The 12044-nt window shown below is 28.4% G+C and carries 11 protein-coding genes; 9 read left to right on the forward strand and 2 right to left on the reverse strand.

Annotated features, from left to right (window positions below; genetic code table 11):
• The first annotated feature begins 227 nt into the window (after window positions 1-227).
• The 5 genes from CDIF1296T_RS03940 to CDIF1296T_RS03960 all read left to right on the forward strand — a co-directional run bounded on the left by CDIF1296T_RS03940 (window position 228) and on the right by CDIF1296T_RS03960 (window position 6234).
• Window positions 228-1466 (forward strand): conserved phage C-terminal domain-containing protein, encoded by a 1239-nt coding sequence (locus CDIF1296T_RS03940; RefSeq protein ID WP_018112527.1) that lies wholly within the window; start codon window positions 228-230, stop codon window positions 1464-1466.
• A gap of 923 nt (window positions 1467-2389) precedes the next feature.
• On the forward strand, window positions 2390-3691 hold the full coding sequence (locus CDIF1296T_RS03945) for a replicative DNA helicase (RefSeq protein ID WP_003437698.1): 1302 nt from the start codon (window positions 2390-2392) through the stop codon (window positions 3689-3691).
• A gap of 75 nt (window positions 3692-3766) precedes the next feature.
• Window positions 3767-4042 (forward strand): Mor transcription activator family protein, encoded by a 276-nt coding sequence (locus tag CDIF1296T_RS03950; protein WP_009888415.1) that lies wholly within the window; start codon window positions 3767-3769, stop codon window positions 4040-4042.
• A 1387-nt stretch (window positions 4043-5429) separates the two neighbouring features.
• Entirely contained in the window at window positions 5430-5660 is a 231-nt protein-coding gene (locus tag CDIF1296T_RS03955; protein ID WP_003418105.1) for an ATP-binding protein, read from the forward strand.
• Complete coding sequence (locus CDIF1296T_RS03960; protein ID WP_003436085.1) at window positions 5653-6234, forward strand: 4Fe-4S binding protein; 582 nt, start codon at window positions 5653-5655, stop codon at window positions 6232-6234. Before CDIF1296T_RS03955 ends, CDIF1296T_RS03960 begins: the two co-directional genes overlap by 8 nt.
• A gap of 577 nt (window positions 6235-6811) precedes the next feature.
• Here CDIF1296T_RS03960 and CDIF1296T_RS03965 read toward each other — a convergent pair.
• Window positions 6812-7489, reverse strand: a complete 678-nt coding sequence (locus tag CDIF1296T_RS03965) for a Crp/Fnr family transcriptional regulator (RefSeq protein WP_009895646.1) — start codon at window positions 7487-7489, stop codon at window positions 6812-6814.
• Window positions 7490-7677: 188 nt separating this feature from the next.
• Window positions 7678-9042 (reverse strand): MATE family efflux transporter, encoded by a 1365-nt coding sequence (locus CDIF1296T_RS03970; protein WP_009895648.1) that lies wholly within the window; start codon window positions 9040-9042, stop codon window positions 7678-7680.
• 127 nt (window positions 9043-9169) lie between these two features.
• Here CDIF1296T_RS03970 and CDIF1296T_RS03975 point away from each other — a divergent pair, with 127 nt between their 5' ends.
• The 4 genes from CDIF1296T_RS03975 (at window position 9170) to CDIF1296T_RS03990 (ending at window position 12044) form a co-directional block, all read left to right on the forward strand.
• Window positions 9170-9691: a PadR family transcriptional regulator gene (locus tag CDIF1296T_RS03975; protein ID WP_003436088.1), complete on the forward strand. Its 522-nt coding sequence runs from the start codon at window positions 9170-9172 to the stop codon at window positions 9689-9691.
• A 131-nt stretch (window positions 9692-9822) separates the two neighbouring features.
• Window positions 9823-10062, forward strand: a complete 240-nt coding sequence (locus CDIF1296T_RS19505; protein ID WP_021397757.1) for a hypothetical protein — start codon at window positions 9823-9825, stop codon at window positions 10060-10062.
• 210 nt (window positions 10063-10272) lie between these two features.
• Window positions 10273-11352, forward strand: coding sequence for a DNA alkylation repair protein (locus CDIF1296T_RS03985; RefSeq protein ID WP_009895654.1), 1080 nt, complete (start codon window positions 10273-10275; stop codon window positions 11350-11352).
• A gap of 323 nt (window positions 11353-11675) precedes the next feature.
• The gene (locus tag CDIF1296T_RS03990) at window positions 11676-12044 is read left to right on the forward strand and encodes a nuclear transport factor 2-like protein (protein WP_009895656.1); all 369 of its coding nucleotides are present in this window, start codon (window positions 11676-11678) and stop codon (window positions 12042-12044) included.

Below are 12044 nucleotides of genomic sequence, written 5' to 3' on the forward strand. Positions count from 1 at the left end.
TATAAAGGGGAAAAATAAACAAATAAACTATATAAATAAAGAAATAGCAATTAATATGACATAATATATTTATAAAATTAAGAATATAAATAGATATTTTAAGGTATTAGTTGTTAAATTAGGAAATATTAAAAAAAATATATATTTATATTTAAACTATTTTGTTATTTATATAAAAATACTTATCTAGTTACTAGCAATTATTAGTAGAAATGGGGGAAATAGAGATGAATAAGGGATTTTACAAATTAAATTCAGTGGTATTGAACTTTGATATTAAGAATGATGTTAACAAGATAAGATTTAATCATTATATAATGAGAAAAGAAAACATACAAAGACTTCAAGGAACTCTGCCAAACGGACAATTTTATATGACAGTGAGAAGAGCTGCTACAGATTTACAACTTTCTATTTCTACTATAAGTAGGCTTGTAAAAGAGTTTTTGGATTTAGGGATAATAAGATTAGTGTCTAAGGGTGTAAAAGGTAATCGTTCTGTATATAGTTACGTAAGTATAGAGTTTAATGGAAGTTTATTTGATGATAGTAAATATATGGAACTTGACTGTGTATGTAATGATGAATTTATTGATAATAGTGGCATAGAGTTTGATTGTGATAGCAAAGATAATTCTTTTAATGGAGATATAAATGTAGAAACTGTGCATTGCATTAATGAGTATTTCTCTGATGATGATGTAGAGCATAATTATAACAATTTCTATAACAAAGATACTATGAAGGATAAAGCCATTTCTAATATTAGCACTATCAAAAAATATATTGATGAATCTTTTGATACAAATAAATCAGAAAATTCTAACTTACAACAGGAGTCAATAAATTTCAACTTTAATGATACATGCAATGAAATAGATAAAAGAACGAATAATAGTATAGAAAATAATCAAAATAAAAGGCCTATGAGATTGAGTGACATCAGTGTTTTAAGTGATAAAGGTATGACAAATAAAAAGAATTACTTTAATCATAATCATGGTATACAAAAAGGGACTAAATCTGTAACAAAGAAAAAAGAATCCTTAAATAAATTTAATAAAAAAAATATACAGCAAAGCATTATAAATATGCTAAATAAAAAATCAGGTAAGAATTTTAAAATCGATTCTCCAATAAGCATAAAACTTATCAATGAAAGGCTAAAGGAAGGCTATGTCTTAGAAGATTTCTACAAAGTTATTGAGGTAAAAGTGGCTAAGTGGAAAAATACCATAATGGAAATGTATATAAGACCAGAAACCTTGTTTAGCTATAAGTTTGAATCCTATGTAAATGAAAACATATCTATGAAAAGTCAAAGTAATGTTCACCCATGTAAAGAAGGCAATAGTAATGATAGCAGTAATTATATACATTCTGATTATACAACATATGATGGCAGTGTGCGTGAGAGAAAAAAATATGAGAATGTAAGATACTGGAATCCTATATGTGAAATTTAATTAGTTTAAGAATGTATTTATGATAAATAAGATATTAATAGAGAATAGTGAGCTATAGCAAATGATATATCAATAGTTGGTAGTAAGTTATATTAAGCAAGATATTACTATCAGGTAGTGAATTGTATTGAACGATATATCAATAATTGGTAGTAAATTATATTAAGTAAGATATTACTATCAGGTAGTGAATTATATTGAACGATATATTAATAATTGGCAGTAAATTATATTAAATAAGATATTACTATAGAGTAATGAATTATATTGGACGATATATCAATAATTGGTAGTAAATTATATTAAGTAAGATATTACTATCAGGTAGTGAATTATATTGAACGATATATTAATAATTGGCAGTAAATTATATTAAATAAGATATTACTATAGAGTAATGAATTATATTGAACGATATATTAATAATTGGCAGTAAGTTATATCAAATAAGATATTACTATAGAGTAATGAATTATATTGAACGATATATTAATAATTGGCAGTAAATTATATTAAATAAGATATTAATATTGGATAGTGAATTATATTGAACGATATATCAATAATTGGTAGTAAATTATATTAAATAAGATATTAATATTGGATAGTGAATTATATTGAACGATATATTAATAATTGGCAGTAAGTTATATCAAATAAGATATTACTATCAAGTAGTGAATTATATTGAACAATATATTAATAATTGGTAGTAAAGTATATCAAATAAGATATTGCTATTATGTAGTAAATTATATAAAACAATGTATCAGAATAAATAGTATATTAATAATTTGTAGTATATCATGACGAATAATACAGTCATAACAAATAGTGAGTCATAACAAATAATGTATTTATAATTGATAATGTATTTAAAAATCAAAATATAAAAACTTATAAGGAAAGAGAGATTAATTTATATGGGTAAATCAAAAGATGTTGAAATAGAGAAGTCTATTTTAGGCACAATTCTTTTAGACAATAAATTAAGCTATAAGCTAGATGAATTAAATGAAAACATGTTTATGAATGATATATGTCTTGAGATATTTAAAATTATGAAAGAACTTAAAAAAGAAAACATAGTGATTGATGTGGCCACTGTGAAATCAAAGATAGATAGAAAATCTCTAGCAATAAAAACAAGTGATGTGACTAATCTAATTACTTGGGGTCAGAATTTTGGTCTTGATGGTCATATTAAAATTTTAAAAGAAAATTTAGCTAGAAGAAGCATAAATCAAAATTGCCAAAACCTTTTACACAGCCTAAACCTTGGAGAAAATATCGATACTTGTATTTACAAATTTGAAAGTAATATAAAGGAGATTTTGGACAAGGATACTTATGAAAATGATGATGTAAATAGTATAGCAGGGAAGGTGCTTGATTTTTTAGAAAACAAAAAAGATATTGGATTTAAATTTGGTATAAAATTACTTGATACCACTATAGGAGGTCTTTTTAAAGGAGAGCTAACCACAATAGCAGCTAAATCGGGGGTTGGGAAGACTGCTTTGGCACTTCAAATAATGTTAAATTCATTTAAGCAAGGTAAAAAAACTTTATTTATAAGTAGAGAAATGACCAGTGAGCAAGTATTTATGAGAAATATATGCAGAGTAACTGGTGTAAGTACAAGGAATATGAAATCTAAAGAAATAGATGAAAATGATTGGAAACTTATTGTAAATGCTATAGGTGATTTAAGCGAAAATAACTTAATTTATATCAATGATAAGATAGATACAATTAGTGCAATTAGAAAGAGGATAAGGCAGGTAAAGCCAGATTTATTAATAGTGGATTATGTGCAACTCCTTACATCTCAGAAAAGCATGGATAAGAGAGAAAGGGAAGTAGCTACTTTTTCGAGAGAACTTAAAAATATGACTTTAGATTTTAATATACCTGTAATCCAATTAAGTCAGTTAAATGATGAAATGAAAGATTCAAGACCTTATGGAGATAGACCTATGAGAGATAGCAAAGCCATCTACCACGATAGCAACAATGTGGTTTATATACATCAATTAAAGGGGAGTGATTATGAAGAAGCAGTGAGAGATATTGGAGAAAGTGAGGAGGCAGTTAGAGCATCAGAATACAGGGGAATTAAGATGGTTGATTTAATAGTTGCGAAGTGTAGAGATGGACAGACTAGGCATAAGCATTTTTGTTACTTTGGGGATAAGTTACATTTTCAAGAACTAAATTATTAGGTCAATAAAGTAGTAATAACAAGCTTATTAAAAGTCGGGGAATAGCAAATAGATTATAAAATATGAGGTGAAAATATGTTGGAATTAACAAAAATTATAGAATTACTTGAAGAACACAAGATAGAAGTAAGTATTCCAAAGGAGTTACATAAGTATAGTTTATTGGAATACCTTGAATTGTGTCAACAAAGTGGGGGAACATATTTTTATATTAAAACACTGGAAGGGGCTTTAAAAGAGGCTAGAAATGAGCTTATGATTAAATTGTTTAATGGGAAAAATTATATGGAATTAGCGAGGATGTTTGAAATGAGTGTTATTAATGTCAGGCATATTGTTAGAAAAAAATAGATATTTTTGGAGAATACAAGTGTGATATACTTCTGAAATAGAAGTTATTATAGTTGAAATAAAATTGTGGTTAATAAATTAAAGTTGTGTATAAGTTTAAGATTATAGAGGAGTATAAGTGTGATTAACAGCATGATTTTGTGAATAAAATTGAGGATATATATGAGTTAAATGTGTGATTAATAAGGTAAGGTTGTGTATAAGATTATGAGTATTTAAAAGGAGGGGCTATAATTAATAGTGTAGAGTTGTGTGTTTGCTTAAGATTATATAATAATTTAATAGATTAAACTATACTAATAAGGTAAAATCGTGTGTTTAGTTAAAGCTTATTATAAAATCTTGATATGTGATTAATGATGCAATATGTGAATAAAGTTAAGATTATAATAGATTTAACCTGTGGCTAATAGAATAAAATTGTGAATAAAGTTAAGATTATAATAGGTTTAATCTGTGACTAATAGAGTAAGAGTGTAAATAGAGATAAACTTCAATATGAGCTTAACCTATGATTAATAGAGTAAGAGTGTAAATAGAGATAAACTTCAATATGAGCTTAACCTATGATTAATAGAGTAAGAGTGTAAATAGAGATAAACTTCAATATGGGTTTAACTTGTGATTAATAGAGTAGGGTGTAACTAAAGATAAACTTCAATATGAGTTTAACTTGTGATTAATAGAGTAAGGTGCAACTAAAGATAAACTTCAATATGAGCTTAACCTATGATTAATAGAGTAAGAGTGTAACTAAAGATAAACTTCAATATGGGTTTAACTTGTGGTTAATAGAGTAAGAGTGTAAATAGAGATAAACTTCAATATGGGCTTAACTTGTGATTAATAGAGTAAGAGTGTAACTAAAGATAAACTTCAATATGAGCTTAACCTATGATTAATAGAGTAAGAATGTAAATAGAGATAAACTTCAATATGAGTTTAACTTGTGGCTAATAGAGTAAGAGTGTAAATAGAGATAAACTTCAATATGGGTTTAACCTGTGGTTAATAGAGTAGGGTGTAACTAAAGATAAACTTCAATATGAGTTTAACTTGTGGCTAATAGAATAAGATTGTGAATAAAGTTATAGTTTTAGATGGGTATTAACCTGTTACTAATAGAATATGATTAGGTGTAAAATTATAGAGCTGTATAAGAAAATATTATAGATATATTAAATATTAGATAATAAATATTTATATAGATACACAAAAGAAAAGGCGATATGAAGCTAAACTTAATGACTTCATATCGTTTTTTATTTGAAACTCCTTTGTATTTAGAGTGTGATTTTTAATATTGAGGTTTTATGTGATTAAGTCACAGATAAAAAGTAAGTATCTTGATATAATTCTTATAGATTAATAATATAGGGAGGTTATTATGTCTAATAAAAAAAAGAAGTATGCAAATATTTTAGCAAATGAGTGCGTTGCTTGTGGTAGCTGTATAAAAGCATGTCCAAGAAGTGCTATCTCAGTTCCATGTGGCATTAGTGCAAAAATTAATAGAGATTTATGTGTTGGATGTGGGATTTGTGAAAAGATATGTCCAGCATCTGTAATTGAGATTATAACAATATTAAAAGAGGAAGAAGGTAAGTGTCATGAATAATAAAAAACATTGGTATGACTATTTATGGATTTTTTCTTCAATATATTTGATATTGGGATTTGTAAATATTATTTTCGCTTGGATTGGGCTAATTTGTTTCTTTGTTCCACTAGCTATTTCTATTGTTAAGGGAAATAAAGCTTACTGTAATAAGTATTGTGGAAGAGGGCAACTGTTTAATTTGCTTGGAAATAAATTGAAGCTGTCAAGAAATAGAGATATTCCTAAATTTATTAGAAGTAAGTGGTTTAGATATGGGTTTTTGACATTTTTTATGGTAATGTTTGCTAATATGCTTTTTTCAACTTATTTAGTGTTTGAAGGAAGTAGAAATTTTAAAGAAGTAGTGACTTTGTTGTGGACTATAAAAATGCCTTGGCAATGGGCGTATCATGGAACTTTAGTTTCACCTTGGGTGGTACAGTTTGCATTTGGTTTTTATAGTGTTATGCTTACATCAACTGTTCTTGGTTTGATTACTATGATATTGTTTAAACCTCGTTCATGGTGTGTTTATTGCCCTATGGGTACTATGACTCAGATGATATGTAAGGCAAAGAGTAAGTCTGTATAGAAAGGCCTTATGTGATATTTACAGTTTTGTTCAAGTAGAGATGAGTAGTAGGTTTGAATATATATGACAAATATATGAGTATAGGGGCATAGATTTAGTTTGTGTAAGGCAAACTGATTTATGCTTCTTTTTTATGTCTTAGATTATTGGCTAAGTAGAAACAATGAATTTAGATATTAAGAATTATTCAGTTATTTGAAGAAAATAGAATAATAATTAACATTATATGAATGGATATTCATTACATATAAGCAGTTAATAGCAAGATTTATTTAATATGAAATAGGTCAAGTATTTAAACTAAATAAGGTCATGACAATTAATATAAGTATAGATATAAAAAGATTAGAAGTTATAACTTATAAAAGGTATTCTATATAAGTAGTATGTGGAAAATAGTCAAATTAACTTATTAGAAACAAAAAATATACATAAAAAATAAATGTAAATATCAAATAAGATACTATATAAAAATAGATATAAGTATCTTTTTTATTATTGAAATTATGAAAATATATTTTATTTTACACAAAAAAGAGTGCCTCATGAACTAAAAAGTTCATTTTGAGACACACTTTTACAGTGTCAAAGAACGAAGTTTATCCTTATCCAATACTTTTATACCACCACGAGATAAAGACACAATACCTTCTCTAGCAAAATATTTCAACATTCTCGATACAACTTCTCTGGCACTACCCATATACTTAGCAATTTGCTCATGAGTCATATTTATAGTGCTACTGCCATTTTTAGCTATCTCATCAATTAAAAAAGATGCCAAACGCTTATCAAAACTCATAAAAAGAATTTGTTGTATAGCCCACATAACATCAGAAAAACGTTCGGTAGCTAATTTATATGAAAATAACTCTGCATGAATATTTTCTGTAGATAATTTTGCAAAAACAGAGGAACTAATCTGTATAATATCGCAGTCCGTTTCAGCATCTACATAGACATCAAAAGTTATTGTTTTTAGAATACAGGAAGCTGATAAAATACATACATCTCCATCATCAAGTCGGAACAGTGTAACCTCTCGACCTTCATCTGAAAGTATGTATGTACGCACTGTTCCAGACTTTATAATCAAAATACCAATACAGTCACTATCACCACAATGTACTGGATTCCCTTTTTTGTAATGCGAGGTATTTGCTGAAGAAATTAATAATTCTTTTTGTAAGTCAGTAAGTTTATCCCAAAAAGGCAAGCTATGTGTAAGTATATCAATTTCATTTTGTGAAATCATACAATATCTCCTTTCTTAAATTGTTATAATCCCATGATACAAGTGAATAGATAAATTGACAAGTAGTTTGTTAAGAGGATTATTTAGTCAGATAGTAATAGTATGATTTATGTAGAAAAAATATGATAATATGTATTCTTGCTATTAATGAGAAAGTAATATGTTTTGATGATAGTAGGTTTGTATAACTAATGCATACCGTTTATTTTTAAAAGATTAAGTTCCTTATGTAACCTTATAGACATAAAACCAGCAATTATAGCAGCCATCAAATCGGCTATTGGTTGTGCATATAAGATACCATTTAACCCATAGAATACAGGAATAATCAAAATTATAGGGATAAAACAGACACCTTGTCTACACATACCTAAAAATCCACCTTCCTTTGCTTTTCCTAGTGCGAGGAATAATGTAGAATACACTGTATAGAATCCAAATAGCATAAATGAAAACCCATTTGCCCTAAGAGCTTTACTACCATTTTCTATTAATAAAATGTCACCACTTGTAAATTGTGAAATTATAGATTTTGGGAAGAGTATCAATATAAGACCAAGCACTACACAAAATACTGTAGTCCATAATATGGAAGTTTTTATTGCTATATGTAATCTATCGTAGTTCTTTGAACCAAAATTATAACCAGCAATTGGTTGGAAACCTTTTATAAAACCAAATACAATAAGACTACCTAAAGATGTTATTCGTGTTACAGCACCCATTCCAGCTATCACAGAATCACCATACTTTGTAGCCTCCATATTAGTTAATGTAATGGCAAGACTAGTCAATAATTGAAATATTAAGGTAGGTATGCCAATTTTTAGGATTTCTGAAAAAATTTCTTTTGAAAAACAGCATTCGTTAATTCTAAAACTAAATATACTTTTCTTGCTTAAAATATATCCTACATAAACAAGTGTTGAAGCAATCTGTGAGATAGCTGTTGCAATAGAAGCACCCCTTACCCCCAGACCAAAAGTATAAATGAATATCGGGTCTAAAATCATATTAAGCAAAGCACCTAATAACATAGCACACATAGTTGTTTTAGCAGCTCCTTCACTTGTGACAATATTAGTCATAGTGACATTGAATATATTAAAAATAGATGACACGACATAAATGCTAGCATAAGATATTGCATAAGGCATAATACTTTTTGTAGCTCCTAACAATTTTAAAATTGGATTGAGAAAAATCATAATCACAATAATAACTAATGTACCCACTATAATACTACTGTAAATAGATGTACTTACCACTTTTCCTGCTTTTTCATTATCACCATGCCCTAAAAGTCTGGCAATATATGAAGCAGCTCCATTTCCAAACAATAATCCTAATCCCACAACAAGCTGACCTAATGGAAATGCAACGGATATAGCTCCCATTTGACTTGTTCCAAGTCCACCCACAAAGTATGCATCAACCAAATTGTATAATGCAGTTATCATCATACCTATCATGGTAGGTAATCCCATAGATAACAATGCTTTTGAGATTGGGGCAGACCCTAATAATTCAATTCTTTTGTTACTTTCTTTCATACTTAACACTCCCCTTCTATTGACATTAAGTCTAAATTATAATACTATAAATTATAGTAAGTATGGAAAATAGTACTATAATTTATAGTATTTGTCAATAGTAAGAAAACTAAAGGAGATGATTTTTATGGCTACAATAGATTTAATTGTATTGGGAATAGTAAAGCAACAACCCAAGAGTGCTTATGATATTCAAAAGGCAGTGGAATACAGGAATATATCACGTTGGGTTAAAATAAGTACACCATCAATTTATAAAAAAGTAATTCAATTAGAACAAAAGGGATATATTGAAAGTAAAACTGTGAAGAATGGAAAAATGCCAGAAAAAGCAGTTTATTCATTAACTGAATTAGGTGAGACACATTTTTTAGATTTAATGTTTGATACATCTAGCAAACCAATAAATATTCTTTTAGATTTTAATGCTGTTATAGTAAATTTAAATAGCCTTACACCAGAAAAACAGAAATTATGTCTCAATAATATTGAAGAGAATGTTCAAGAGTTAAAGAAAACTATTGAGGAAAATATAAGTATAAAGACAGAAGTACCAGAGACAGCAAAAGCAGTGTTGGAGCAACAGTTGGTGCTAGCACAAGCATTGGAAACCTGGATAAATTCTTTAAAAGATAATATGGGAAATTAGAATTAGAGAAGCTAACTTAATAATCATTAAACAAAAACCAGCATATTTAATAATGAGATATTAGAAAAAATAAAACAAATGATATAAACTGAAAAGTATATTTAAAATAAAGCTCACTTAATTGAGGGAGAATGTTAAACTTTTTAAGAGCAAGAGCAAGAGCAAGAGCAAGAGCAAGAGCAAGAGCAAGAGCAAGAGCAAGAGCAAGAGCAAGAGCAAGAGCAAGAGCAAGAGCAAGAGCAAGAGCAAGAGCAAGAGCAAGAGCAAGAGCAAGAGCAAGAGCAAGAGCAAGAGCAAGAGCAAGAGCAAGAGCAAGAGCAAGAGCAAGAGCAAGAGCAAGAGCAAGAGCAAGAGCAATCAGTAAAGTATAAAATTCTATTACTATAATAAAAGATAGAACTAGAAGTCTTTATGAAAGTGGGAAAAGTATTTATATAAATAAATTTATATAGTTTAACAGTAGGAAATATCGTATGAGTAAGACTATCGTATTTTACATAAAGATTTAGCAATATGACACACTGTTGTCGTGTTCTGTAGGGTATGATTAATAAATCAGATATGAAAGGAGAGTGAGTAATATGCCAGAATTACTAAAAAATATGTATAATCGTGAGTCACTTTATGAAGTTGCAGTAGCTATCCAATCAGTTTATAACTCATTTAAGGTAGACGAGTTCATAAAATCTACAATGGATGAGACATGGAATAACTTAGAATTAAAAGCCAGATGTCGAAAGATAAGTATGAGTTTAGGAATGTATTTACCAGAAGACTATAAGGAAGCTCTTTCCATTCTTGAAAAATCAGTTACAGGTTTTTATTTTGCTTTTTTCTTTCCAGATTTTGTTGAAGTTTATGGGCAGGACGACATAAATTGGGATTTATCTATAAGTGCATTAGAAAGAAATACTGAGTATTGGTCTTCAGAATTTGCTGTAAGAGCATTTATCATCAAGGATGAAGATCGTATGATGGCACAGATGCGTAAATGGTCTAAGCATAAGAGCGAACATGTACGAAGACTTGCAAGTGAAGGTTGTCGTCCCCAGTTGCCTTGGGGACAAGCAATATCCAAATTTAAAAAAGACCCTACACCTGTACTGCCTATATTGGAGCAACTTAAAACAGATACATCAACGTATGTACAAAAGAGTGTTGCTAATAATCTAAATGATATCTCAAAAACACATCCAGATTTAGTCATAAGCATTGCAAAGGATTGGTACGGTAAAAATAAATCCACTAACTGGATTGTAAAGCATGGTTGCAGAACTCTGCTAAAAAAAGGCAATCGTGATGTATTAGCCCTTTTTGGATATGATGATACTACTTCTATAAATCTTCAGGACTTTACTTTAGAAACAACGTCTATTTCTATTGGAGAGGATTTAACTTTTTCATTTAATATTTTAGCAAAAAAAGCGACAAAAACAAGGCTCGAGTACGGAATTGATTATATTAAATCTAATGGAAAAAGGAATAGGAAGATATTTAAAATATCGGAGGTTTCATTAAAAGAAAATGAGAAAAAGTCATATATGAAAAAACATTCATTTGCAGATGTAAGTGTAAGGAGACATTATCCAGGCATCCACTCGATTGCTATTATTATTAATGGTATAGAAAAAGATAAACTTGATTTTGAATTAGGTATATAATTTTACTAACAGAATAATCTATATCAGATACTTTGCTAAACTTATATAATATATTTTACTAAATTTATATTAGGTAGTTTACTACTTGTTTACTGAATTTAAATACAAAGAAATACAGGTGTTAATCCCTGCCCATTAAAGGAATATGAGCATAACACAAAAGTAGAACTTATCAATTCTGTTACAAGTACAGTAGTAAATCCTCATAATCACAATTAGCAAATGAAGTGTAAAAAATAAGTTAGTGTTGATTTTAGTTGCTAGTGATATTGAATAGTTATACAATAGCCATATAAATTAGAATTTGTAGAGGAGAAATGTAAATGGATGTATATAGTTTTTGGAATGACACTTTGGCACAAGATGCTGTTAAGATAAGAAAATATTTTCATGAAGATGCTTATATTAATTGGCATGATACAAATGAGCATTTTACTTTAGAAGAATTTATTATTGCAAATTGTGAGTATCCTGATAAATGGAATGGTAAAGTAGAAAAGGTGCTAGAATTTGGAAATTTAGTAATTACAGTGACACATGTTTATGCAATAAATAAACCACTATCATTTCATGTCGTTTCATTTATCAGCCTTAAAGATGATAAGATTATTTCTATTGATGAATATTGGGGAGAGGATGATGATGTGCCACAGTGGAGATTAGATAAACATATTGGAAAGCCAATAAAATAG

This window comes from Clostridioides difficile ATCC 9689 = DSM 1296, from assembly GCF_001077535.1.
GTDB classification, from domain to species: domain Bacteria; phylum Bacillota; class Clostridia; order Peptostreptococcales; family Peptostreptococcaceae; genus Clostridioides; species Clostridioides difficile.